Here is a 25,429-nt window from a genome sequence, read left to right as displayed (position 1 = left end):
TAAAAAATTGAAAGAAAGCTTTACTCCATCTGGAATAAAGCTTTCTTCTTTCCTTTAGGAATTATAGCAGACAGAATGGGAGATAGAAAGAGATATTTTAGCGTGAAAAAAGAGAGACTCTAAATCGCTCTTTCTAACAATTTAGAGTTCGTAGAAGTATAAATGAAATTTTCATTTTAACCATTTGTTTTGAAATGAGAAACGAGCACTTCAAGTTCTCGCACAATTGTTTTCATTTCTGATGATTTTTTAGCAACGACACTCATTTTGTTTACTTGGTCACCAGCTGAAGTTGCTGTTTTCGATGTTTCGGCAGCAACTTCATTTGAAATAGAAGCGATATTATTTAAAGCTGCATTCATTTCTTCAGAACTTGCGGCCATTTCTTCAGCAGTTGCAGACATTTCTTGCATCTGTGTAGAGACTTTATTAATGTGGTTAACAATTGCTGAGAATGAAGATCCAGCGGTACGAATGACTGTAATTCCTTCAGAAGCTTCTGACTGACCTTGTGTCATCATGTCATTTGCTATTTTTGTGTCCGCTTGAATTTGATGAAGTAAATGGTTAATGTCATTTGCTGCTAGCTGAGATTGTTCAGCAAGTTTTCGTACTTCATCGGCAACAACAGCGAATCCTTTTCCATGTTCACCAGCGCGGGCGGCTTCAATAGAAGCGTTTAAAGCAAGTAGATTCGTTTGTTCTGCAACGTTAGAAATGGATTGAAGAGCAGTATCAATATGATTCGTATGTGTAATGAGTCGCTCTACCACTTTTGATGTAGCGTTAACAGCGTCATTGATTGTATTCATCTGTGTAATAGATTTTTCAATTACTTTACTACCATCATCTGCTTTTTCAGAAGTTGTAACAGCTAAGCTAGCAACAGAAGAGGCAGATTCTGCAATGCGCTGAACACTTGTTGCCATATCATCCATTGCGGTTGAACTTTCTTCAATGCTAGAAACTTGTGAACGAATATTGTGCTCAAGAGCATTCATAGTCTCTTTAGTTTTTGCGGTATTTTCCATAGAAGCAGTTGTTTCGATAAACACATTTTCAGAAGCTTCTTTTACACTTGTTGATGTTTGTTGAACTTGCTTTATTATACGCTGTAAGTTAGCAAGCATTTGATTAAAGGAATTTGCGATGTCACCAATTTCATCTTTACTCGTTACGTGTAATCTAGCGGTTAAATCGCCATCTTGAGAAGCTAATTCTTTTAACTTCGCATCAATTTGTCGAATCGGTTTAACGAGTTTACCAGAGAACCACCATGCCAATAGAATAGACGTTAATGTACATGTAATGAGTGAGAAGAAAATAATATATTGAATAAGGGATGAAGAAGACTCTACGTCAGCAATTAATACGTCCCGTTTGTCATTTTCTTCATTTGCATATTTAGTAAAACGACTTAAAAGATCATTTACATAATCTGTTTGAGCAAGAGCAATTTTGGATGCTTCATCCCATTTTCCTTCCCGTGCAAGAGGGAGGACTTCATTATCTACGACGCTGCGCCATTTTGCTCCCATTAAAATGGCCTCTTTCATTCCTTCAGGGAGTTTTTTATCACTCGTTACTTTTTCTCTTGTATCAGCTAATTTCTTTCCTTCCCGGTTGAATTTATCTAATCCTTTTTGATCGTGCGATAGTAAATATTCTTGTAAGCCAGCAACTTGCGCCTGGAACCAATCACCGCGTTCTTTTAAAATGGTTGCTCTTTTTGATACATCATTTTTTAATGTTTCGATTTCACTTGCTTGGCTCATGGCGAACGAAAGAATAACAATAAGAGCAATGCTAAATAAAGAAGAAATGCTTAAGAGTGTGAACAGAAGTTTTTTTCGAATACTAATATATTTCATCGTTACCCCTACCTTTTTCGAAACTATTTATTACGATTTATAAATACAAGAAACGGAATTAATAAAAACATTATTATGAAGTTATTAATCTGTTCAGTGAAAATTATAGCAGATAATGGAAGGAGGCAAATTGATATGAATAAATGTTCTTAAAATGTATACATTTGTATATCAAAAAATTCATAAATAAAAATCAGAAATGGTATTGTAATTTGAAATAACATCCTGTATACTTCTAATTAGTTGATAACGATTATCACTATCAACTGAACATTACTCTTCGTTATGTTGGTCATACCCCTTTTTGACGACGTAAGTCAGAGACGAATGTTGAAATATCTTGTGTCCTATTCTACAGAATTATGGTAATCTCCAACCTCAACTTATATGCGTAAGCATGCAAAAAAAGGATCCTATCCGTGAAGGGATCCTTTTTTGCATGGTGTTGCAATTAATGTATATAGACCAGGTATACGCTCTTCAATTCCCTCTGGTGCAGTAGAAGGGAAAACCCACTTTTGATGAGATCCGTGTTCTTCAATCAATTTTTCAACCTTGAAATTTGTTTCTGCCATTGATGTAATTATTTCTCCTAGTGTCCAGCGCCTAATTTTTGTTCTCGGTAAAGCGTATTTCTGTGATCCCGTAAGGAGAGTACTATAAGCTACGTCATCTTCAATAAGTTCCTCGTCGAAATAATTTCCATTTGCTCGAAATGATGGATGATCTACTCCTAATAATTTTGTATAAACGGGATGATAGTCACGTAGTATAAATGTCCCATCTTGTTTTAGTAAGTGAGAGATTATATGAAAGAGTGGCTTTAAGTCTAAAAAGTAATGGAGCACGCCAAGTTCCAGTAACACGATATCAAATGATTGGGATAGATTTAAATCTAGTACATCGGAAATGATATATTGAATAGAGACACCAGCAGCTTCGGCTAGTTCGGTTGCGTATTTTTCATTACTTGCTGAAATGTCTACAACTGTTACATCGGCTCCTAAAAGAGCAAGAGCAACTGCTTTATTTCCTTTTGATCCGAGTAAATTAATAATACGCTTTCCTTTTGGAGATTGTATGTAGGGTAAATAATGAGTGACCTCGCGCACGGGATCTTCCATGAGCTTTTTCGCATAATCCTCTGGTGCCCCGTGGCGATTTGTCCAAGCTTCATAAGCAGCTGCGTTCCAGCTTTTTTCATTAATAGTACTTAGTTGTTTTTGATTCAATTTTATCACTCCTTTTGTGAACGTATAGTTATTCGGTGAATGAGTAGGATTTCCTGTTTTTTTGAATAAAAGTTTGATTTTTCTGTTGTTAAGTCGTAAAATACGTTTTATACATAAAAGCGTTGAAAAGGAAAAGTAGAATGGAACCATTCTTTCCAGAGAGCTTCGGTAGCTGAGAAGAAGCAAGAATATTCATTTGAACAATGGCCTTTGAGCTTCGTCCTGAACTTATCAAATGATAATAGTAGGCGGCGACGAGAGTTGGTACTCGTTATCAAAACCACAGTATAAGAGCATATAGCTCCGTACTTGTTAAGGTTAGTTATGCGAATGACTGACGAAATAAGGTGGTACCGCGACTGTTTATACAGCCCCGCCCTTATCTTTTTTAAGATAAGGGCGGGGCTTTTTATATTTTAAAGGAGGAATATAAGATGAGTATTTTTATTGGAGGCGCTTGGCCGTATGCAAATGGTTCGTTACACCTTGGACACATTGCTAGTTTGTTACCAGGAGATATTTTAGCACGTTATTACCGGGCAAAAGGTGAGAATGTGTTGTATGTTTCGGGAAGTGATTGTAATGGAACACCGATTACAATTAGAGCAAAACAAGAAGGTGTGACGGTGAAAAAAATTGCTGATAAGTATCATGAAGAGTTTGAGCGATGTTTTCGTAGCCTTGGTTTTACTTATGATTGCTATACACGTACAGATAGCGAGCATCATCATGAAACTGTTCAAAAAGTCTTTTTGCGACTATTAGAAGAAGGTTATATTTATAAAAAAGTAGTTGAACAAGCTTATTGCGAAACGTGTACGCAATTTTTACCGGATCGATATGTAGAAGGTATTTGTCCGCATTGTCATGAAGCAGCAAGGGGCGATCAATGCGATGCTTGTTCCGCTATTTTAGATCCACTCGATTTGTTAGAAAAGAAATGTAAGTTATGTGGTAGTACGCCATCAGTACAGGAAACAGAGCATTTCTATTTTGCATTGCATAAATTTCAGCAGCAAATTAAAGAGGTCGTAGAAATTGCAAAGCAGAAAGTAACATGGCGCGACAATGCAATTCAATTAACAGAGAGATATTTAAAGGAAGGATTACAAGATAGGGCAGTGTCACGTGATTTACCAATTGGGGTACCAATTCCAGTGGCAGGATATGAAGATAAGAAAATTTACGTATGGATTGAAGCAGTGACAGGATATTATTCGGCGAGTAAACGCTGGACTGAAGAAACAGGGAAAGATGATCAAGAGTTTTGGGATAAAGAAGCGAAAACATATTATGTGCACGGAAAGGATAATATTCCGTTTCATTCAATCATTTGGCCAGCGGTATTACTTGGAATAGGAGAAGAAGCAATCCCGCGTCATATCGTTTCGAATGAATATTTAACAGTTGAAAAAAGAAAATTATCTACAAGTAAAAACTGGGCAGTATGGGTGCCTGACATATTGGAACGCTACAATCCAGATTCTATTCGTTACTTTTTAACAGTTAACGCACCAGAAAATCGTGATACTGATTTTTCATGGCGTGAATTCATTTACAGTCATAATAGTGAACTATTAGGCGCATACGGAAACTTTGTGAATCGGACGTTGAAGTTCATTGAAAAGTATTATGATGGCATTGTGCCAAAAGCAAATATTAATATAGAGCTGAGAGATAAGATAGAAGGATTATATAAAAGTGTAGGAGAGGCAATTGAACAAACTAAATTTAAGGTGGCATTAGAAACAATATTTGATGCAGTACGCTTTGCAAATAAATACTTTGATGAAAAGCAGCCTTGGAAACAAAGAGAAGACGACCCAGTTTCATGTGAAGAAACGATTTGTAACTGTGTTTATCTTATCGCTAACTTTGCACAACTGCTTGAACCATTTTTACCGTTTTCAAGTGAAAGAGTTAGAAATACATTATCGAGTGTTAAAGTAAATTGGGAACCCCAAAATACGTTGCCAAACCGAATTGATATTGTGCAGCCATTATTTGAGCGAATCGATGTAAAGCAAATTGAACATGAGGTAGAGAAGTTATATGGAGCGGTAAAGTGAAATATAAGGAAAAGACCTTTCAAATAAATGAAAGGTCTTTTGTTATGCTGTATAACCCTCTTTCTTATCTTCCAAAAAGAAAAGCACAGCAAGGATTACGAGAATAATAGCTGCAATATCATATGTTATCTTGAATGTAGTATTAAAGTTTAACATATCGTAACTTTATTCACATTTATATACAAGTTGATGTTTTCACGCACTATGCACACGATTATGTTTTTTTTCTTTCCTGGCAGTAAGTAGTTGCGGTGTAAAAATACCGAGTAATATAACTACAATCCCAATCCACTGCATTGGCGATACAACTTCATGAACAAGTGTAATAGAAGCGATAATTGCTGTTGGTAATTCAGCTGCACCTAATATTGTACCAAGTCCCGTTCCGACTTTTGGTACCCCAATTGAAAAACAAATGACAGGTATAATAACCCCGAACAGTCCAAGGAAGAAAGCATATTTCCATAGGCCTGCTTGTAAAGCGCCGTCCGTTAAAAAGGTAGGCGGGAAAAATAAGCATACAATAAGAGTAGCACTCGTTGTCATAAGAAAGCTTTTCGTATAAGGCGGAACATCTGTAGCAACGCGCCCGCTTACAAATACATAGAATGAGAAAGAGACGGCAGCTAATAGTCCGAAAATAATACCTTTCGTAGAAAAGTTTTGTCCAAGACCTTCAAATACTCCACCAGCAAACAATGTACCAGTAAATAAAATAATAATAGATATAACTTTCTCACGGCTTGGAAAGGTTCGATTTGCAATCGCTTCGATGACTACACCAATCCAAGTGAACTGAAAGAGTAAAACGACAGCGATAGATGCCGGTAGTTCTTCTACAGAAATAGCGTAGAAAATCCCAGTCATACTCATCGTTGTTCCGACTGTTAGTAATGAAAAGAATTGCCTTTTTGTTACTTTATGGCGTGAAAAGAAAAGAACGAGTAGAAGTAGTCCAATCCATCCGAAGACATATTGACCTCCTAATAGTTGATGTGCTGAAAATCCGTCAATGAATCCGAGTTTGAAAATAGTTGAAAGTACGCCGTAGCTACAAGCTCCGAGTAAAACGAGTAATGAATACTTGAATTTCTCCATAAAGATCCTCCTTAAAAATAATAAAAAACGCCCGTTATCCTAATAAGGAAAACGGGCGAACGAAACAGAGTAAGAGACTCTACAAAATTCCGCCACTCATACGAAGTATGAGTTTGGGGTATGAAATTATAGTAGTAGTTTACATTGCTTTTGGGAATACAATGGAGCATTTTACACCTTGAGGTGTGTTTTGTATCCCATAAGGGAACTGATGTTTATCTAATATTTGTTTTACAATATATAACCCAAGACCACTACCTTGTACTAAGCCATGTTTGCCAGGATTTGCGCGATAGAATGGCTCAAATAAATGGGCAAGTTTATCCTCATCGATTTGTGAACCTGTATTTAATACTTCTAATGCGTAACCGTTTGGCTTTTCATAAAGCTTTATATATACATGCTGATGATCAATTGTATAATGAATTGCATTTGAAATAATGTTAAAAATAGCAGTTTGAATAAATTTAGGATCAGCTAAAATTTGTACGTCTTGTTTAATGTTAGATTGAACATTTAATTGTTTTACAGATACAAAATAATCCACTTTTTTCATAACATCCTCAATAATAGTAGTTAATGAAATAACTTCTAAATTCGGTTTAAATTGAGGGTTTTGTATTTTGGATAATTCTGACATCTTTTCCGTTAATATGTTAATATCTTGCATCATCTCGTAGGAGCGTTTTAAATATTTATCTCTATCTTTATAAGCTCCGATTCCGTGAATCATGCCATCTAGTTGTCCCATAACGGCTGCGATAGGTGTTTTTAATTCATGGGATACCATAGACATAAATTCTTTGCGAGATTGTTCTAATTGTTGTTCCTTCTTGAGCTCATTTCTTAAATCTTGATTGCTTTCATGTAAATTCTTTACAATATTTGGTACTTGTGAAGCAGCTACTTGCAAATTAAAATCTGTTTGATCTGTATTTTTGTTCAGCGCCTTTTTATCTGAGAAATCAAGATTCATAATATCTTTTAAAGCATCGCTCATATATTGAAAAGGTTTGGCAATTAGTTTTGTATAAATTAAAGATCCGAGCAGTGATAATGCAAGCATTGTCGCACCAATATATGGAGCTAACTGTTGCAGTGCATCTGCTAATCTTGGATTATCATTTGTTTTATTTGCTGCATTTTGTTTATGTAAGGCATCATTGTTAGCGATTTGCTTTTCCGCTTCTGTAAGTGGAGCAGCTGTACTATTTTTCCCCGCAATATTTTGTGCATGTTCTTTTGTTTTTGCAGTTTGGCTAGGCTGCAACAGGTGATTGATGGCTGTAGAGAGTGTTTTATAATCTATAATAGAAGATTGAAAATTAAAAATATTACTCTCTGGCACAGCTTTATTTTGATTCGTTTTACTTTGGTCGTTTTGTTTGTCTGAATCCGCATGTTCTGTAGTCTGCGCGCCATTTTCTTTTGCAAAACGTTCTTTATCGTAGTTTGAAGCTAGAAAATAAATAACTTGATAAAGACAAAGTGATAAAAGAATACAAAATAATAAGGTTTTGATGAAAATATTTTTGGTGATGTTGTCTTTACTACGATTCGATTTTGTAGCCAATGCCTTTCACCGTTTTGATATAAGGAATTCCTAATTTTTTTCGTAAGTTTTTAATATGTGTATCTATAACTCTTACATCACCATAATGTTCATAGCCCCATACCTTATTCAACAAATCACTTCTTGATAATACTTTCCCCCGATTTTGCAGTAAAGTATATATAATTTCAAATTCTTTTGTTGTCAATTCAATTTGATTACCATGAACATAAGCGGCATATGCTGTAGAATTTAACATCAACTCATGGAATTGTAGTATAGTCGCAGTTTCTGCTTCCTTCGTTGCTGCCCTTCTTAATACAGCTTCTACACGTTTAATAAATACCGTATAATGGAACGGTTTCGTAATATAGTCATCAATACCTAATTCAAATCCTTTAATTTCACTTTCTTCATTATGTAAGCCTGTTAACATAATGATTGGTACATCAGATTGTCCTCGCATAATTTTACAAATACTATAGCCATCTATATCTGGTAACATCACATCAAGGAGGACAAGATCGTATGAATTTTTTTGGAAAAGAAGTATACCTTCTGTGCCAGCGCCAACGACATCAACGTTAAAGTTTTGTGCCATTAGAAATTCACGAATAAGTTCTTGTATATCTGGGTTGTCTTCAATCACCAGTATATGCGTCATAGTAACACCTCCTAAATAACGCTTTTTACTGCAATATTCGAATTCATCATTTTTCGGATGACTCAAATTGTTTATACATATAATAAGCCCCCGCTATAAAATAATCATGAAAGCAGCAAGGGGAATTGTTTAGAGAAACTGAATATTTCAGAATTACAGTAGTTCTATTATAGTATGTATTGTAAAATTTATAAAATATTATAAATGTATAATTTTAATATCTATGTTTATCAATGTTTTGATGTTATTTGACACAATCTATTCTCATTATATATGTAAATACAGTTGTTTTGCTACTGTAATTGAATAAATAAAATAAGCCAAGATATAAAATTCTTGGCTACACGTAAATCGTGTTCTTAGGTTATTTTACAGTGACAGTAGCTTGCTGCTGAATACGCTCAAATAACCAGTGTATATCATTGTTATACATACGAATACAACCGAGTGTTGTCGCTTTTCCGATTGCTTGATTATTGTTAGTTCCATGAATAGCATAAGTTGTTCCGTAAGTTCCTGCCATATTTAATCCGAGCCAACGGTCACCAAGTGGATTACGTGGGTCGCCGCCTTTAATTTTGCCTGTATAGTAAGGACGGTTTTTAATTTTATTTACGATTTGAAAAGTACCTTTAGGTGTAGGTGTTGCTACTTTTCCAGTAGCGACAGTGAAACTTTTTATGAATTTTCCATCTTGATAATAATCCATTTTATTTATCTGCGTGTTTACGATAAGCTGATCTTTCATTGTAGCTGCCTCTGCAGTAGTGAATGGAAGAGTTAAAAATCCTAATGATAATAGTGCACTTAATAATAGTTTTTTCATTATGTTCTCCTTTTACTTGTTGTAATAGTCTTACATACAATGAATTTGTAATCCTCGTAATGCTTGATTTATATTTTCATCTAATGTTTCAAAGAAGGTAGTAATCTTTGTATTGTGTTTGTTGTTTTTATCAATAAGTAATCTTTCATTTAATAAAAGCTCACCATGTAGTCCAAAACTTTGAACTTGAATCTTTAGTTCATCTTCAGTTTCAGAAATAATAGGTAAGAAATAGTGAAAAGCTTTCGTTGGAATGATGTAGCTTTTGCCAATCATGCTTTCTTGATTTGAATTGATCCATTTTCTCGTGACGATCTTAATGTTCTTTTTTGAAACGATAAAAGATAGTGTTGTAGATTTTGTTAAACTTACGTCAAATTCATTTGTTTCACATATGTTTAAATTAAAAACGTTTTCATTTTGATGAGATTCAACATTTGTATTAATAAAATCGTGCATTTTATAAGCTTCCATTCGTATTCACCCTTTTTTCAATTTCGAAAAACGACTTATATTTATTCAGTTTAATGCTTAGTCATATATTAGTTAAATTTTTCAACAAATTCCGATATAATCTTACAATACGTATATGAAGCTAATATGAAGTTAGTATGAGTTTGTTATGGTTTTTTATAGAGAACAAAATAAGGTGATTTCCAAGTGTTAAAAACTGGATAAAAAATGTATATTAATGGCTATATTCCGTACGGTATATAGTTGTTAGCTCATTTTAAAATGATAATGGGTATAAGCAAATAAAGAACAGAAAACTTTAGTGTGAGCCTTACAAAAATGTAATAAAAATGTAAGCTATTGTGATAGTTATTTCGACAATTTTTTTATACAATAATAGTAAGAAGTTGTACGTGATTGAAAGGAGAGATGACATGGAATGGGTTCATGAATTATTTCAGCAGTACGGGTACTATGTTGTACTTGTTGGTTTGCTGTTAGAATACATTGCACTTCCGTTTCCGGGAGAGCCAACATTAGCATATGCGGGGTTTTTAGCACAGAAGGGTGATCTAAGTTTACCTATTTTAATTATCCTATCCTTTATTGGGACAAGTGTAGGAATGACAATTCAATACTTTTTAGGGAATAAGCTTGGTATGCCTTTTGTTCAAAAATACGGGAAGTACGTATTTTTAACACAAAGAAAAATTGATTTAACGAGAATGTGGTTCGATAAGTATGGATATTTTCTAATCTTTATCGGTTTCTTCATTCCTGGTGTACGTCATTTTACAGGATACTTTGCAGGTATCATTAACTTACCGTTTCGCCGCTTTGCGATTACAATTTATTCAGGTGCTTTATTCTGGGTATCGTTCTTCTTAATCGGTGGCTACTGGTTAGGTGGTAACTTACATGATATTTTCGGATTATTGGAAGATAATATCGGCAAAATCATTTTCGGAGCCATTGTCATTGTAGCAATTACGTTAAGCATTCGTTTCCGCAAGCAACTAAAACGAGTATTTTTACAAAACGCAAGTTAATATGGAATCCATTCTATGTCAGATTTTAGGGAGGCAGTGCAAAAGCACTGCCTTTTTTATTGTATTTTCCAGTTTGCTTTTATTTTTCCATCGATACCGTAACCGGTCACTACTATATAATACGTTCCCGTTCTATTAGGTGAAAGTTCGTACGTATCGTTGCTTAGGTCGGAAAGGGGTTCATATTTATTAAATTCACTAGAAAAGTAAGTGCTATAACCTTGGTAGGTGCTATTTTCAGTAATAAGGAAGTTTACGTTGACCTCAATTATGTAGTTCTTGAAGATTATTATATACGTTATGTTTAGTATAATATATATTCGTTTTTGACATGTATCTACGTCAAAATGACAATTATAATTGACAAATATAAGGATGTTATTTACAATTTTAATTAAATAAATGAAAAAGAGGGAAGACATGAAGCTTCAAAATCGAGTGAGGGAATTTCGAGCAAAGCATCGTTTATCACAAGGGGATTTAGGGAAAGCGATTGGCTCATCACGGCAAACCATTAGTTTAATTGAGCGTGGGGATTATGCGCCATCTATTGTGTTATCGCTAAAAATCGCACAAATTTTTGGAGAGCCGGTGGAGGAGATATTTATGTTGGTGGAGGGGGAAGATGGAGATGAAGGGTAAGGGGAAAATGACGGCTATATTGAAGTTGTTAGTAGGAGCAATTTTTGGTGGGCTTATAGGGTATGTAGTAGGGGATATTGCAACAGAGGGTACTAGCAAAATACCTCCTGTTATTAGCATTGCTATGATGAGTGTATTTGGCGTAGCGATTATATATTATATTTGGAAGCGTACAAGAGCGCTCGCACAAACGAAAGATGAAGAAGAAAATGTTAAGGGACGAAGATTAGGGATAGCGCTTATTTATTTTCGAGTAATGGAAATTATTATTCCATCATGGTTTGTTTGTTCAGTTATCACTTTTTATAGAACGTATACAAGTGAGGGGAACTTGCTCTTTGTTAGTGTAAGTATTGTCGTATCTACAGTGTGCTTTATTGCTATAACTTGGTTAGGATCTGTAATGAGGAAAAGGTATAACGCTCTATATCCAGAACAGAGTGTTACGTATTCTCAGTCAATGGAAATGTGGGCAAAGAATGCAGATGAAGGGCAAAAGCAAATTGTTCATGAAGCGGGATATAAGGCATATCAATATACAAACATGACACTTGCTTGTGCGTGGTTGGCGGCGATTGCGTATGCAATTTTAGATGGAAAAGACTTCTTTATGGTCATTATGATTTCGTTCGTTTGGGTATTACATGTTGGAACATATATGTACGAAATGCATAAAAAAATGATTTATTAAGGGGAGAAAAACGGTGGATGTTTTAAGAAGACCTGCTTTTTTAATGTTCGTTGCTTTCGTTTGCTCCGCTGTATACGGATTTATTCGAATAGAAAAAGTACAGCAAATTATAGAAATATGGACCTTTTTCGGGATTGCATTGCTTGTGGTGGCTATTCATGAATTAGGGCATGTAATATTCGGCTTGATGGGCGGTTTGAAATTTAAATTTATGGCAGTAGGACCTATTACTGTGCAAAATGAGAAAGGAAAAATACGAATTCGAGAAAATAAATTATGGGAGTACTTTGGAGGCGTTGCGATGCTAGTGCCGCCTTCTATAGAGACACCGAACCTTTCAAAAAAATGGGCGTGGATGACTTTAGGTGGACCGATTACAAGTGTACTATTCGGTATTACTTCAGGTTACATATACATGGTTAGTTATTATCAATATCTTTTATATTTTTCCGTTTTACACTTTACGATTTTTGCCGTTACAATAGTGCCGATAAAAGGAACATTCCTGAGCGATGGCATGCAATTTCTCATTTTAATTAAAGATGATGAAGGGGCTAGAGGGCATTTATATAATATTCAAGTATCGGGTGAATTATTAAGCTACAAACGGCCGAAAGATTGGGATGAGAGATTAGTAGAAATTAGTGAAGAAAAAATAAAAGAGGATAAAAGTATAAGAGAAATAATGAGCGGACTTATGCTCGTATTTTATGCCCGAGCTGATCAAGAGGGAATGGAAAAAGCGATAGTGCATTTAGAGAAAATTGTGCAGTTACCTGTGACAAAAGAAAATAAATATTTTGTTGGTAGTTTTCATAGTTGGTATCTTTTATATAGAGTACTTTATCAGCAGGAAAATCTTTACTTGCAAGAAGCGAAGAATCATGCGAAGGCAATTACAAGGCTGGACTTACATGGGTATTACCGTACGCAAGGAATTATCAAATATTTAGAGCAAGATATGGAAGCATGCCATATTTATATGAAGAAAGCAGATAAAGAATTGAAGAGCGCTGAGAAGAGTGAAATAGGATATTTACAATTGGATAGAGAGTGGTTCGAGCAGTTGAAGGAGAGGGTATCTTACGATGGGTGAGGTATCCTCTTTTCTATATGTAATCTTATGCCGTTCCATAAAAAGTTCGGGGCGAGTAAAATGAGGTAAGAAGAGCAAAGCTTGGAGGAGTTATATATGGAAATTTTAGCGATTATTTTGCTAGTCTTACTCATTTATGTGATTTTTAAAGTGGCATATGTAGCAGTAAAGATACTCGCAGTCCTATTAATTATCTTTTTAATTGTAGAGTTCGGCAGTAAGCTGCTTGGGGGATAGGGTATGTTGTGCTTTAGGGATGGCGAAGGATGTCGGTAAATCGATATCCCGTGTCGAAACGTCGATATAATGAAAAAATCGCCGATATAAGTGTCGAAACGGTCGATATAATCGAGGAATCGCTGATATATTTTGGTAAATACCAATTAGAGTATGCACGGGGGATAGCAAACAAAAAGCTGGAAGAGTATCTTCCAGCTTAAGAGTTGCTTTCAATTTGGCGACTGCTATCTTCTTCAGTGTCCTGTAATAGATTGAATACGTCTGCTAGGCAGAATGCGATAAACCAAGTCCATAGACCGTGGAAGAAAGCTGAGCTTAATTGAAGTGGTAATGTATAGTTTGTCATTGAGTAGGAAATACATCCACCAACGATTCCGATCATTGTTAATAACATTGTTTTTTGAGCATTTTCTTCTGGATTGAAGAGGAAGAAAATGTATCCGCCTAAAATTGAAGCGCTTACAAGGGTTTCGATTCCATTAAAAATGATATTCTCTCCAAGCTCTGTGTTTGTCCAGAAACAGATCACGCCGCCGACGATGGCAAATAGGACAGCTAGTGTGTATCGTATATATTGATTCATATGTTCATCTCCTTATGTAATAAGATGATTTGGAAGTCAAAAAGGTAGGTATAGTATATTGAAGTGAATTTTAGTTGTACGAATCTTTTTATAAAAAGATCAGTGAAGAATAACTAAGATGAGCAGCTTTTTTAAGCCGTTACGTGTATGGTGTCTGAAATATACACGACTTCTTGTTTCTTTTTGCTTATATAAATAAGAGAAACTTCCAAGTCTATATACTCTTTTTTGTAAGTCTACTTTTATTATAACACATTTATTGCCACACTAATAGAATTATCTGATTTTGTAATAAGTGTAAAAAATAAAAAACGCAAGGAATTGTAGTTCCTTGCGCCTTTTTATATACGTTTGAAACGGCCGACAATTTCAACTGTTTCAGTAATGTTCATAAATGCTTTATTATCCACTTGGCGGATAATACGTTTCATTTCGCCCAACTCGTAGCGAGTTACGACAGTGTAAATCATTTTTTTCTTATGGTTTGTATAGCCGCCGACAGCATCTACCATTGTTACGCCACGTATGCCGTGATGTAATAGTGAGCTTTTTATTTCCTCACCTTTTTCTGTAATTGTCATTATCGTTAATTTAATATGTTTTGTATGCACGGCATCAATTACTTTGCTGACTACAAACCGACTAATTAACGTATAAAGCGTAATATCCCATCCGAAAATAAATCCTGCTGCAACAAGTAAGATTAAGTTGAATCCAAAGATGATTGCTCCAATTGAAACATCGCGATGTTTCGCTACAATCAATCCAACAACATCAAAACCACCTGTTGAAGAAGCAAATCGGAATATGATTCCTGAGGCAGCACCGCAGATGACACCACCGAATACAGAAGACAGCAAAATATCATCTGAAACTTGGTGTACTGGGATAATGTTCATCGCTAAAGATGATACAGCCACAAAGTATGCCGTTAAAAAGGTTGTCTTCTTTCCTAAGTAAAAGTGACTTAAAATAAGAAGCGGAATGTTTAGTAAAAAGATAAGTGCTCCGATATTGTAGTGCATTAAATAACCGATAATCATCCCTACACCAGCGAATCCACCGCTAATCATATTATGCGGGATAAAAAACATATTCATAGAAATTGCATACAAAATAGAAGCTATAAAAATAACAACTAACTGTATGATGAATTCTAAATGAAATGTTTTAGCTGCTGGGAAGGATAAAAAGGCGGTGTCGGGAACGTAATCGGCGTCTCCTAGTTGACCCATAGTATGTTTCATCTCCATATTCATTTTTGATTACAAGAAGAGAATAAAGCTTTTTTCAAAAACTGGCAATAGTTTTATTATAATGCAAAAATTTTATAAATTTCTAACAAATTAAACCTATTCAAAGATACGTGTGAATATACTAAAGAAAGCGGATACATTAGTTTTCTAGCATAATTTTTTGAGAAAATATGCAAAAAAACTTTTGAGAACAAAAGGAAATAGAGAATGTTTGCTGAATATGCTAAAATGACTTTATTAAGGATGTGAAGCGATGGAATTTTTATTGCAGGATGCAATTCTATATATATCGTTTGTAACGACAGCGCTTTGTGTATTAGAAGTCTTTTTTCTTGCTAACGTTTCTCGCTTTGTGCGTCAGCAAGCATCGAGCGGTAGGCAGAGAGCTTTTAAACTAGTAGATACGTGTGAAGAGGGTACAAGAAATGTACCGCTATTTTCTATTTTTTATAAATATGGAATGATTCGTTCTGTCCGCAGACAAGAATCGAGTGGAGAGAGTGACGAGGTAGGTCCGTATACACCAATGTTTCGCTAATTAATTACGAAACATTGGAGGAATGAACATGTTAAAATCATACCGAGCTAGGCTCATTAGTTTATCATTATTACTTGTTTTTGTTTTATCTGGCTGCAGTAATGCAGGTACAATTGATTCACATAGTACGGGAATTTGGAACCATTATTTCGTATATCCAATCTCATTTATGATTCAATTTGTTGCTCATCATATACCTGGAGCTAGCTTCGGGATTGCCATCATTATCATGACGCTCGTTATTCGTTCAGCAATGATTCCATTAGCTGTTTCGCAATATCGTAGCCAAGCGAAAATGAAAAAAATGCAACCTGAATTACAGAAGCTGAAACAGAAATACGGTGATGTGGGTAAAGATCTTGAAAAACAAAAGCAGTATCAAAAAGAAATGTCAGAACTAATGAAATCAGGCGGTTGGAATCCGTTAGCTGGGTGCTGGCCAATCTTTATACAAATGCCGATTTTCTCTGCTTTGTATTATGCGATTAGCCGAACTGAAGAGATTCGTACATCTTCATTTTTATGGGTGAACCTAGGACATGCAGATCCATATCATATATTACCGATTATCGCAGCGTTAACAACATTTATTCAAATGAAGGTGTTCCAATCAAATGTAACGCCTGGAGAACAAGTTCAAATGCTGAAAATACAGCAAATTATGATGCCTGCAATGATTCTATTTATGGGATTTGCGGCGCCATCAGGACTGGTGCTGTATTGGATTACAGGTAACTTATTTACAATGACACAAACAATTGTATTAAGAAAAATAATGGAACGTGAAGAATTACAATTACAAAAAGCTTAGAAAAACGCCGCTCGTGATGAGCGGTGTTTTTTTATTTAAATCGTTAAGGAAATTTTAAGAAACCAACATTACTATTGGCATTGTATACGAAAGTGTACATGCTTTAGAAATATGAAGGAGGAAATTTCCTATGAAGAAGAAAACAGTTGGGTATGTAGCAATTGCAGGTGCTTTATCATTTGGAATTATAGGAGGAGCTTGCATACCAGCGTTTGCGGCAACGAATACTCCAGCGGCCGAGCAAGTTACAAAAACTGCGAAGAAGGATTTAGATGAAGCGACAAAACAAAAAGTAAAAACGATTATGGATGATACAAAGAAACAGTTAGAGGGATTAGGTGTGAAACTTCTAGAGAAGGAGAAACGCAAAGACATGCTTGCGGACTTAGATGAGGCGACAAAAGAAAAAGCGAAGTCGATTCTAGAGCAAGAAAAATCCGGGAAATTAACTCGCGAACAAGCAAATGAGGAATTAACAAAGCTAGGCGTGAAATTCCCAGAGAAAGGTAAGCACAAAGATATATTCGCGAATTTAGATGAGGCGACAAAAGAAAAAGCGAAGTCCATTTTTGAGCAAGAAAAGTCCGGAGCATTAACGCATGAGCAAGTGAAAGAGAAATTGAAAGAATTAGGCGTAACGCTTCCAGAGAAAGGGAAGCACGGTGACATGTTCACGGATTTAGATGAGGCGACAAAAGAAAAAGCGGAAGCAATTTTGAAGCAAGAAAAGTCTGGAACACTAACTCGTGAGCAAGCGAAAGCGAAGTTGAAAGAACTAGGTGTGAAGTTCCCAGAGAAAGGGAAGCACGGTGATATGTTCGCGAATCTAGATGAGGCGACAAAAGAAAAAGCGAAGTCTATTTTTGAGCAAGAAAAGTCCGGAAAATTAACTCGCGAGCAAGCGAAAGAAGAATTGACAAAACTAGGTGTGAATCTTCCAGAGAAAGGGAAGCATGAAGACATCTTTGCAAACTTAGATGAGGCGACAAAAGAAAAAGCGAAAGCGATTCTAGAAAAGGAAAAGAAACAATTAGCAGATTTAAATGTGGATCTTCCAAATCATAAATTTTTTATGAAAAAAGATGATAAATAATTGAACTATGTAGTATCTTTCGTGTGGGCAACCGAAAGGTACATATGACAAATGCGAGGACCGATTTCTGTAAGCAGAAATCGGTCCCTTTTAATGATTCATTGAAATTCTTTTCATTGTTAGTATGTATCCAAAGATGCAGTAGAAGATTGCAAAACCGATAAACACTTCAGTATATTGGTATTTACCTAATACGTAGAAGGAAGCAGCTGGTATAATAGCTACCGCTAAAATGCTATAACCAGGATACTTATATCGATACATGATAGCGAATATAAAAGAAAGAACCGTAGCGATGATACAAAAAATAGCAATCATTATTAGTACACCTCCTACATGAATTATACCATTTTTAGGGAATTAGAGAAGTGTCGGAACTTCTGTTATAATATAAGAAGAGAAATGTTTCTTATGTTATATAAAAAATATATTTATTTTTTCTAACAATTCAATATAATGGGAAACAACTACAAAATTCGACATCAAGAAGTGATGATGAGGATATGATCAATTTTTTACGATTATCAGAGAGGGAGGCCTTTGGCTGTGAGCTTCCTAATACGGGAAAATCGATTACCACCTCTGAACTGCAGCAGTGAACGTATATCTAGTAATTGCATGCCGGCAAAAACCGTTATTTAGACTTGAGAAATTGGTGAAGTGTGTCACTTTACTAATTGAAACAAGGGTGGAACCACGAATACAACACTCGTCCCTTTTTTAGGGAGGAGTGTTTTTTTATTTCATTTTTGCATCACACTAGAATTGGAAGGAGGATACGCAGCATGCATCATGATGAGAAAAACAAAATTGGTTTAACAGTAGCACTTTCTATCGTAGTAGGAACTATTATTGGGTCTGGTGTGTTTATGAAACCAGGGAGCGTATTAGATTACTCAGGGAGTTCTAATATGGCTATTCTTGCTTGGGTAATTGGTGGTCTGTTGACGTTAGCAAGTGGTTTAACAGTAGCCGAAATTGGAGCGCAAATTCCGAAAAATGGTGGGTTGTATACGTATTTAGAGGAGATTTACGGAAGTTTTTGGGGGTATTTATCTGGCTGGATGCAAACAATTGTTTATGGACCAGCTATTATTGGAACGTTAGGTTTGTATTTTAGTTCTTTAATGATCAATTTTTTCTATTTAGATAAAGTCTGGAATTTACCAATCGCAATTGGAACAGTTGTGTTCCTAGGCGTTATAAATAGTTTGGGAACAAAATATGGGGGCATCGTCCAAACGGTTACGACAGTTGGGAAGATGATTCCAATTATATTAATTGTTGTGCTAGGGTTTTGGAAAGGGAATAGTGATATCTTCAACGTAGTTGTACCGATATCAGAAAATCAAAGTATCGGGATGGCAATTTTAGCAACTTTATTTGCCTATGATGGCTGGATTTTGCTTGCTTCTATTGGCGGAGAAATGAAGAATCCAACAAAGTTATTACCGAAGGCAATGACAGTTGGGATTTTAATTGTAACAGCTGCTTACGTATTAATTAACTTAGCGTTATTAAATGTATTACCAGCAGCGAAAATTGTAGCCCTTGGAGAAAACGCAACGGCGACAGCTGCGGGAATGTTACTTGGAGAATATGGCGGGAAAATTATTAGTATCGGTATTATCATTTCTATTTTCGGTTGTTTAAATGGAAAGATTTTAACATTCCCACGTATTCCGATGTCGATGGCAGAGCGTGGACATCTTCCGTTTTCTAGGTTTATTGCAAAGGAAAGCCCAAGATTTAAAACACCAGCGAATGCGATTACTGTTGAAATCATATTAGGAATTATTTTAATGATTATTAGTGATCCGAATAAGCTATCCGAGATTTCCGTATTCATTATTTATATTTTCTATGTAATGACATTTATAGGTGTCTTCATTTTAAGAAAACGTAACAAGAATAAAGAGCGTGCATACAGTGTACCGTTATTCCCAATCGTACCAATCGTCGCGATTTTAGGATCATTGTTTGTACTTGGAAGTGCGATTATTAACGATCCGGTAAGCTGCTTCTTATCAATTGGAATTGTATTTACTGGACTTCCGGTATATTGGTACTTAAATAAGAAGAAAGAAACTGGAGTTTAATGATTGAAGGGCAGGCGTATTATACGCCTGCTTTTTTGCTGTAAAAAAATTTGTACTTGCGTCCACTTTCTCTTTTGGTTACTATAATGGTAGTAACCAAAAGAGAAAGTGTGGGGAAAGGCTTGAATTTTCGTGTATATATTTTAGCTATTGCGGCTTTCGTAGTCGGAACGGTTGAGCTAATTATAGGAGGAACGCTTGATTTAGTTGCTAATGATTTAGGTGTGTCGATTAGTGCAGCTGGTCAGCTTATTACAATATTTTCAGTAGTATTTGCTCTATCGGGGCCAGTTTTATTAGCATTAACAGGCAAGTTTGAAAGAAAGAAATTGTATGTTGTGGCATTATCAATTTTCTTAATTGGAAATATCATTTCGGCATTTAGTGTGAATTACGAGATGTTAATGTTCTCGAGAGTAATTTGTGCAGCGAGTGGATCGCTTATTATTGCACTATCGGTAACACTTGCTTCTAGTGTAGTAGAGCCGCATTTCCGTGCGCGTGCAATTGGAATCATTTTCATGGGTATTAGTGGATCACTCGTACTTGGAGTACCGCTAGGTCTTGTGCTCGGAAATGCATATGGATGGCGTGCACCATTTGTATTAATTTCGGTATTAACAGTTATAGCAATCGCTTGTATTTCATTATTTTTAACGAAAGTACCACCGACATCAGTACTATCGATAAGAGAACAAATTGCTACGTTAAAGGATAAAAAAATTGTAAGTGCACAGTTAACATCATTTTTATTTTTAACAGGTCATTTAACGCTATACGCATATTTAACGCCGTTTCTAAAAGATGTGATGCATGTTGAAGCAAATTGGATTAGTGTGTTTTACTTCATTTTCGGAATTGCAGCGGTACTTGGAGGTGGCCTTGGCGGCTGGCTTGCTGATAAATGGGGATCGAAGAAAAGTATTATTTCCATCATTATCGTATTTGCATGTGCAATCTTTATGTTGCCGATGATGAGATTCTCATTCCCGCTTTTCATTATTATGATGGGGCTTTGGAGTATGCTGAGCTGGGCAATTTCGCCAGCACAGCAAAACCATTTAATTGAAATTGCGCCAGAATCAGCTGGTATTCAGCAAGGTTTAAATAACTCTGCACTTCATTTAGGAATTGCACTTGGCTCAACAGTGGGCGGAGTTGTTATTGAGAAATCATCTGTTATATATAACGCTTGGGTAGGCGGCGTTTTCATTATATTGGCACTGCTTTGTGCGATTTTCTCTATTACGAGAGGACGTTCGAATCAGCTTACGAAAGAAGAATCTATCATTTGATAGGTTCTTTTTTGTGTGAAAAATTGCAGGGGTTAGTAGAGAAATGGAGAAGGGAATATATAGCGAGGTGATAGTATATGGAGTCTAATTTTTCAATTATTGGTTTTCTAATTTCTTTAGTCCCATTATTTCTTATTATTTTTGTATTTAGATGGATTCGTTTCATCTATCAAAATTCTGAGAAACAAGTAGAGCAAAATGAGAAGATTATTGAGCTTTTGATGGAGATAAAGGAGCAAAAAAAATCGTAAAATGAACGTTCTGTATTTACAAATCAAAACCATCCGAAAAACCAACTACATAAAATTAAATTAGCGAAAGCGTAAAAAAGAGCTGTACCAAATGAGTATGTAAAACTCCGCTTGGTACAGCTTTTTTTGTATGAAAAATTATATTATCTATTCAAATGGTAGAATCGATTTTTGGATTTGTTAATACCTCAACTTCATCAACAATTCCTTAATTTCCTCATCCTGCATAAAGAGATCATGGTGCTTCTCTGTAATCTTCGCAAGTGCAACGTCATGATAGAAGAACTCCGTAAAGAACTTCACGAAAGGTTGTGACATTGTTTTCATCGCTTGCCATGATTCTTGCTCTACACCAGCAAATAAAATTTCACGATCGTCAACGATGAGTAGTAAATAACGCTCTAATGCGTTAGGTTCTTGAGCTGGGATTAAAAAATGCATGTTTTCTAAGTCAGTTTCCACTTTTCCAACTATGAGGGACTCGACTTGGACGCCTTGTTTTTCTTTTTGTTCTAGTAAAGGAAGATATTCTAAAAGGGTATCGTTCCATGCGGAGATGCGTATGGATTCTTTCGCATCTTCTATAAGTTGCCTACTTTGTACTTTAATAGAAGACTGCATTTTTAAACTCCAAACGCGGTCATCTGTAAATGATTTTTTAGAAATATTATTTTCAAGTTCTTTAATATTAGATTGGAATTCTGTCGTTAACTTTTCAATTGCTAGCTTGAGTGGTAATGCTGTATACAATTTTTTCTTCTCAGAAACAGAATCCATTACCATCCCTTTATCAATGAGTCGTGCTAACACTTCGTATATTTTTGCTTTTGGAACACCTGAATGTTTAACGATAGTTGTTGCATCTAATGGGTCATTGCTTGATACGACAACTTCATAAGCTTGGCTTTCATATTGTGAGAAACCGAATTTTTGTAGCATAGTTCCCTCCGAACGAATGAGATTATATGTTAAGGATAATGAACTATTTGTTTTTACACAAGTGTTGAGATAACAAGTAGGTTGATTGAAATGAGAATAAATTTCAATTTTTTAAACTATATGGATTGAGCTTTCTAATTTATCTATTATACTTAATATAGTGATTAATGCGATTAAATTTTACCGAGAAGGGGATGCTTGAGGGAATATGTTGAGAAGTTTACGTTTAAAAATTGCAGTAGTATTTTCGGTACTTATTTCTATGATGTTTGTAATATTAGGTACAGCTGTGTATCAATTGCAAAAAGAGAAAGAAACGCACTCCTTAGACCAGTATTCTGAAAATACGATGGATCTTGTGACAGAGCAGTTAACTGCATTTATGCAGCGAATTGAAGAAGATATGGGTCATTATGGATCTCATGATGATATTCAAAACATGCTACAAGATGGGGTTACTCCAGAAGAGGAGAGTTTTATTTTAAAGGAATTTTCAAGGTTTAAAAAGAATCATCCTGATATTTTAGATGTCTACATTGGGACGAAAGATAAAAAAACGTTGAGTGCAAATCTTGCAGATGGTGGGACAGTTCCAGAAGGATATGATCCGACGAGTCGCCCTTGGTATAAAGCGTCAGAAGCAGCTACAGAATCGACTATTTGGGGAGAACCACAATATGAAATCGCGACGGGTAAGTTAAGTATTGGAGTTTCAAAAGCCATTGTCGGACAAGATGGTTCTGTGTTAGGTGTTGTAGCAATGGATGTATCACTAGGAACGATTCAAAAGCTACTCCATAATATTCAATATAATAATGGCGGAGAAATGTTTGTTATAAATGATAAAAATATTGCCATTGTGTACCCGGAGAAAGTAGGAAAAGATGTTTCGAAAGAACCACTTGTTAAAAGTTTAAATAAAGATGAAACGAAATTTGCGGCGGCGACATTAGGTGGAAAAGATGTAGTAGCCTATAGTCAATTGTTTGATAAGATGAAATGGAAAATCGGGATTGTATATCCGAAAGAGTCCATTGATAACTTACTAATAGAAACAAGAAATACAGTTATTATAATGGCATGTATTAGTTTATTAGTTGGAATAGTAGCTTCATATGTATTCTCAAGAAGATTAGCGAGACCGTTACAATTATTAACGAATCACGTTCAAAAAGTAGCGGAAGGTGATTTAACGTTGCAAATGAAAGTGACAAGTAAAGATGAGGTTGGTACGCTTACGACTCACTTTAATGATATGGTTGGGCAAATGAATGAAATGGTAAGTAAAATTAAAAATAGTGTATCGACAGTACAGAAATCGACTCACAATCTGCATTATTTAACGAATGAAACTGTAGCAGCTAGTAGAGAAGTTTCAGGTGCAATGGATGATGTGAGCGGAGGCGCGTCTACTCTTGCTAATAGTGTAGATGAAGTTTCAGAACAGCTCGAGAATATGGCGCAGTCAGTGGAACAAATGAATAACTCCGTTGGTGAAATAAAAGGAGTGGCTGGCAAAGCTGAAGAGGCATCTAAGCAAGGATTAAATACGATGCGTAATTTAGTTCGTACAAGAGAACAATCATCTTCTATCGTTGTTCATACGGAAGAAGCGTCCGGTAAGTTAGAGCAAAGGGTTGGATCGATTCAAAATGTGGTAGAACTTATAAAAGGTCTTTCGGATCAAACGAATTTACTGGCTTTAAACGCTTCAATTGAAGCAGCACGTGCAGGTGAGCAAGGTAAGGGCTTTGCTGTTGTTGCGGAAGAGGTTCGGAAATTAGCTGAACAATCAAAAGAGGCAACGGGTGAGATTACAATAATGATTAGCGATGTGCAGTTAGAAGTAAAACGAGTTGTAGAAGTTGTAAGTAAATTGAAAGACATTGCGGATATACAAAATAAAGTTACGACAGAGGCGGAGACAGAATTCCGCACAATTATGTCAGTTGTAAATACTATTAGTACCTCAGTTGAAAAAATTGTAGAAGAGGTAAATAACATAGGTCACGAGCAAGAAGAAATTACAGAAGTTATGCAAACAATTGGTAGCACGAGTCAAGAGAGTGCGGCTGTTTCTGAAGAGGTAAATGCAGCAACTGAGTCACAAGTGAATCATTTAGAAAAAGTAGCTCATACGATGGAAAGTTTGACAGAGAATATGCGGGACTTAGAAAGATTGGTTGAGCAGTTTAAAGTAGAAGAGTAATGTATTAGTAAAATGATGAGGATTTCGGTAAAATAGACAATGGATATATAAGAAGCGATTATAGGAGGTAAGTTACTATGGCAATTGTTGATGTATCGATTATTCCAGTAGGAACAGGTAATCCAAGTGTTAGTGAATATGTAGCAGAAGTACAAAAGGTGCTAGAGAAAAATGCTGATCGCGTGAAGTATCAATTAACACCGATGAATACAGTTATTGAAGGAGATCTTCCTGTCATTTTAGAAGTCATTCAACAAATGCATGAAGTTCCATACACGAAAGGTGCACAGCGCGTTGCGACAACAATTCGTATCGATGATCGCCGTGATAAAGTAAGTACGATGGAGAAGAAATTAAACTCTGTTCGATCAAAATTATAAGAAGAAGCAGCGATTTTCGCTGCTTTTTTCATATAGGAGGAAAATAAGATGAGTGAAAAGTTTAATGAGCAATTTGATGGCTTGCTAGAGAAATACACGGAACTATTACTTGGAGAGAGCGACGAAGAGCGAAAAGAGCAGGTACAGAAATGGGCACTTTATTCTTATATGGCTAAGACGATGCCAGCTTTAGTGAAACATTGGAATGAGACGTATCCAGATGCAAAAGAAGAGATGGTACAGTTAATTACGAATATTAAAAAGCTGAATGATGAGAAGCGAAATGAGAAGTAAGAAGGCTTGAGATAATGTTACCTCAAGTTTTTGTTATTAATATCCTCATATAATTTAGATGAAATATAAATGGTTTTGTGAGCATGTCGAATATTTTCGGCATGCTCATTTTTTCCCTAGTAAACTCGTTTTTTCTGAATGTCGAAAAATATTTCCTTCATATTTACAAACGAGAATATAGGGTTTTAAATGTTTTGA

Annotated in this window: 25 protein-coding genes and 2 other annotated features; of the genes, 14 read left to right on the top strand and 11 right to left on the bottom strand. The window is 35.5% G+C overall.

Features of this window, described 5'->3' with window-relative positions; translation table 11 throughout:
* Positions 1–176: 176 nt before the first annotated feature.
* Together MKY70_RS26170 and MKY70_RS26165 are read right to left on the bottom strand one after the other, a co-directional pair.
* On the bottom strand, positions 177–1,871 hold the full coding sequence (locus MKY70_RS26170) for a methyl-accepting chemotaxis protein (RefSeq protein ID WP_341026065.1): 1,695 nt from the start codon (positions 1,869–1,871) through the stop codon (positions 177–179).
* Positions 1,872–2,284: 413 nt separating this feature from the next.
* Positions 2,285–3,103: a class I SAM-dependent methyltransferase gene (locus tag MKY70_RS26165; RefSeq protein WP_341026064.1), complete on the bottom strand. Its 819-nt coding sequence runs from the start codon at positions 3,101–3,103 to the stop codon at positions 2,285–2,287.
* Positions 3,104–3,216: 113 nt separating this feature from the next.
* Positions 3,217–3,487: a binding site (T-box leader), on the top strand.
* A 50-nt stretch (positions 3,488–3,537) separates the two neighbouring features.
* Between MKY70_RS26165 and metG the strand changes: the two genes are divergently transcribed.
* On the top strand, positions 3,538–5,172 hold the full coding sequence (gene metG / locus MKY70_RS26160) for a methionine--tRNA ligase (protein ID WP_341026063.1): 1,635 nt from the start codon (positions 3,538–3,540) through the stop codon (positions 5,170–5,172).
* Between the two features lie 195 nt (positions 5,173–5,367).
* Here the strand turns inward: metG and MKY70_RS26155 are convergent, their stop codons facing one another.
* The 5 genes from MKY70_RS26155 to MKY70_RS26135 form a co-directional block, all read right to left on the bottom strand.
* Positions 5,368–6,270, bottom strand: a complete 903-nt coding sequence (locus MKY70_RS26155; protein WP_341026062.1) for an EamA family transporter — start codon at positions 6,268–6,270, stop codon at positions 5,368–5,370.
* Between the two features lie 139 nt (positions 6,271–6,409).
* Complete coding sequence (locus MKY70_RS26150) at positions 6,410–7,843, bottom strand: sensor histidine kinase (RefSeq protein WP_341026061.1); 1,434 nt, start codon at positions 7,841–7,843, stop codon at positions 6,410–6,412.
* Complete coding sequence (locus MKY70_RS26145) at positions 7,821–8,486, bottom strand: response regulator transcription factor (protein ID WP_088033256.1); 666 nt, start codon at positions 8,484–8,486, stop codon at positions 7,821–7,823. The genes MKY70_RS26150 and MKY70_RS26145 overlap by 23 nt, the downstream gene beginning before the upstream one ends.
* Before the next feature lie 364 nt (positions 8,487–8,850).
* Complete coding sequence (locus tag MKY70_RS26140) at positions 8,851–9,312, bottom strand: L,D-transpeptidase (RefSeq protein WP_088033253.1); 462 nt, start codon at positions 9,310–9,312, stop codon at positions 8,851–8,853.
* A 30-nt stretch (positions 9,313–9,342) separates the two neighbouring features.
* Positions 9,343–9,786, bottom strand: a complete 444-nt coding sequence (locus MKY70_RS26135; protein WP_088033250.1) for a DUF3978 family protein — start codon at positions 9,784–9,786, stop codon at positions 9,343–9,345.
* 413 nt (positions 9,787–10,199) lie between these two features.
* Between MKY70_RS26135 and MKY70_RS26130 the strand changes: the two genes are divergently transcribed.
* From MKY70_RS26130 to MKY70_RS26110, 5 genes are all read left to right on the top strand, one after another.
* Entirely contained in the window at positions 10,200–10,814 is a 615-nt protein-coding gene (locus MKY70_RS26130; RefSeq protein ID WP_012261944.1) for a DedA family protein, read from the top strand.
* Positions 10,815–11,216: 402 nt separating this feature from the next.
* Positions 11,217–11,456 (top strand): helix-turn-helix transcriptional regulator, encoded by a 240-nt coding sequence (locus tag MKY70_RS26125; RefSeq protein ID WP_088033246.1) that lies wholly within the window; start codon positions 11,217–11,219, stop codon positions 11,454–11,456.
* Complete coding sequence (locus MKY70_RS26120) at positions 11,440–12,147, top strand: DUF3169 family protein (RefSeq protein WP_341026059.1); 708 nt, start codon at positions 11,440–11,442, stop codon at positions 12,145–12,147. The genes MKY70_RS26125 and MKY70_RS26120 overlap by 17 nt, the downstream gene beginning before the upstream one ends.
* 43 nt (positions 12,148–12,190) lie before the next feature.
* Entirely contained in the window at positions 12,191–13,243 is a 1,053-nt protein-coding gene (locus tag MKY70_RS26115) for a site-2 protease family protein (RefSeq protein ID WP_140152395.1), read from the top strand.
* 96 nt (positions 13,244–13,339) lie between these two features.
* On the top strand, positions 13,340–13,480 hold the full coding sequence (locus MKY70_RS26110) for a DUF3985 family protein (protein ID WP_002034639.1): 141 nt from the start codon (positions 13,340–13,342) through the stop codon (positions 13,478–13,480).
* Positions 13,481–13,679: 199 nt separating this feature from the next.
* Here the strand turns inward: MKY70_RS26110 and MKY70_RS26105 are convergent, their stop codons facing one another.
* Entirely contained in the window at positions 13,680–14,066 is a 387-nt protein-coding gene (locus tag MKY70_RS26105; RefSeq protein WP_088033240.1) for a DUF3938 domain-containing protein, read from the bottom strand.
* A 341-nt stretch (positions 14,067–14,407) separates the two neighbouring features.
* Positions 14,408–15,301, bottom strand: coding sequence for a YitT family protein (locus tag MKY70_RS26100; RefSeq protein ID WP_000530031.1), 894 nt, complete (start codon positions 15,299–15,301; stop codon positions 14,408–14,410).
* 274 nt (positions 15,302–15,575) lie between these two features.
* Here MKY70_RS26100 and MKY70_RS26095 point away from each other — a divergent pair, with 274 nt between their 5' ends.
* The 3 genes from MKY70_RS26095 to MKY70_RS26085 all read left to right on the top strand — a co-directional run bounded on the left by MKY70_RS26095 (position 15,576) and on the right by MKY70_RS26085 (position 17,764).
* Positions 15,576–15,860 (top strand): hypothetical protein, encoded by a 285-nt coding sequence (locus MKY70_RS26095; RefSeq protein WP_002015967.1) that lies wholly within the window; start codon positions 15,576–15,578, stop codon positions 15,858–15,860.
* A 28-nt stretch (positions 15,861–15,888) separates the two neighbouring features.
* Entirely contained in the window at positions 15,889–16,671 is a 783-nt protein-coding gene (gene yidC / locus MKY70_RS26090) for a membrane protein insertase YidC (protein ID WP_002191109.1), read from the top strand.
* 130 nt (positions 16,672–16,801) lie between these two features.
* Positions 16,802–17,764, top strand: a complete 963-nt coding sequence (locus MKY70_RS26085) for a hypothetical protein (RefSeq protein ID WP_341074621.1) — start codon at positions 16,802–16,804, stop codon at positions 17,762–17,764.
* A gap of 90 nt (positions 17,765–17,854) precedes the next feature.
* Here the strand turns inward: MKY70_RS26085 and MKY70_RS26080 are convergent, their stop codons facing one another.
* The gene (locus tag MKY70_RS26080; protein ID WP_002015964.1) at positions 17,855–18,082 is read right to left on the bottom strand and encodes a hypothetical protein; all 228 of its coding nucleotides are present in this window, start codon (positions 18,080–18,082) and stop codon (positions 17,855–17,857) included.
* Positions 18,083–18,247: 165 nt separating this feature from the next.
* Positions 18,248–18,484, top strand: a binding site (T-box leader).
* 65 nt (positions 18,485–18,549) lie between these two features.
* Here MKY70_RS26080 and MKY70_RS26075 point away from each other — a divergent pair.
* Together MKY70_RS26075 and MKY70_RS26070 are read left to right on the top strand one after the other, a co-directional pair.
* A complete protein-coding gene (locus tag MKY70_RS26075; protein ID WP_088033231.1) occupies positions 18,550–19,863 on the top strand; it encodes an APC family permease in 1,314 nt (437 codons plus the stop codon).
* 110 nt (positions 19,864–19,973) lie between these two features.
* A complete protein-coding gene (locus MKY70_RS26070; RefSeq protein ID WP_341074630.1) occupies positions 19,974–21,158 on the top strand; it encodes an MFS transporter in 1,185 nt (394 codons plus the stop codon).
* Between the two features lie 431 nt (positions 21,159–21,589).
* Here MKY70_RS26070 and MKY70_RS26065 read toward each other — a convergent pair whose 3' ends face one another.
* Positions 21,590–22,348 carry a TrmB family transcriptional regulator gene (locus MKY70_RS26065; protein ID WP_016121009.1) on the bottom strand — a complete coding sequence of 253 codons (759 nt, stop codon included), beginning with the start codon at positions 22,346–22,348 and terminating at the stop codon, positions 21,590–21,592.
* Between the two features lie 208 nt (positions 22,349–22,556).
* Between MKY70_RS26065 and MKY70_RS26060 the strand changes: the two genes are divergently transcribed.
* The 3 genes from MKY70_RS26060 to MKY70_RS26050 all read left to right on the top strand — a co-directional run bounded on the left by MKY70_RS26060 (position 22,557) and on the right by MKY70_RS26050 (position 25,231).
* A complete protein-coding gene (locus MKY70_RS26060; protein WP_341026054.1) occupies positions 22,557–24,557 on the top strand; it encodes a methyl-accepting chemotaxis protein in 2,001 nt (666 codons plus the stop codon).
* Positions 24,558–24,634: 77 nt separating this feature from the next.
* Positions 24,635–24,937, top strand: coding sequence for an MTH1187 family thiamine-binding protein (locus MKY70_RS26055; protein WP_001018862.1), 303 nt, complete (start codon positions 24,635–24,637; stop codon positions 24,935–24,937).
* A 48-nt stretch (positions 24,938–24,985) separates the two neighbouring features.
* On the top strand, positions 24,986–25,231 hold the full coding sequence (locus MKY70_RS26050; RefSeq protein WP_088033224.1) for a YusU family protein: 246 nt from the start codon (positions 24,986–24,988) through the stop codon (positions 25,229–25,231).
* The last annotated feature ends 198 nt before the right edge of the window (positions 25,232–25,429 follow it).

This window comes from Bacillus sp. FSL R9-9492, assembly GCF_038007365.1.
Lineage (GTDB): Bacteria > Bacillota > Bacilli > Bacillales > Bacillaceae_G > Bacillus_A > Bacillus_A mycoides.
This window is presented reverse-complemented; position numbering and strand designations above follow the sequence as displayed.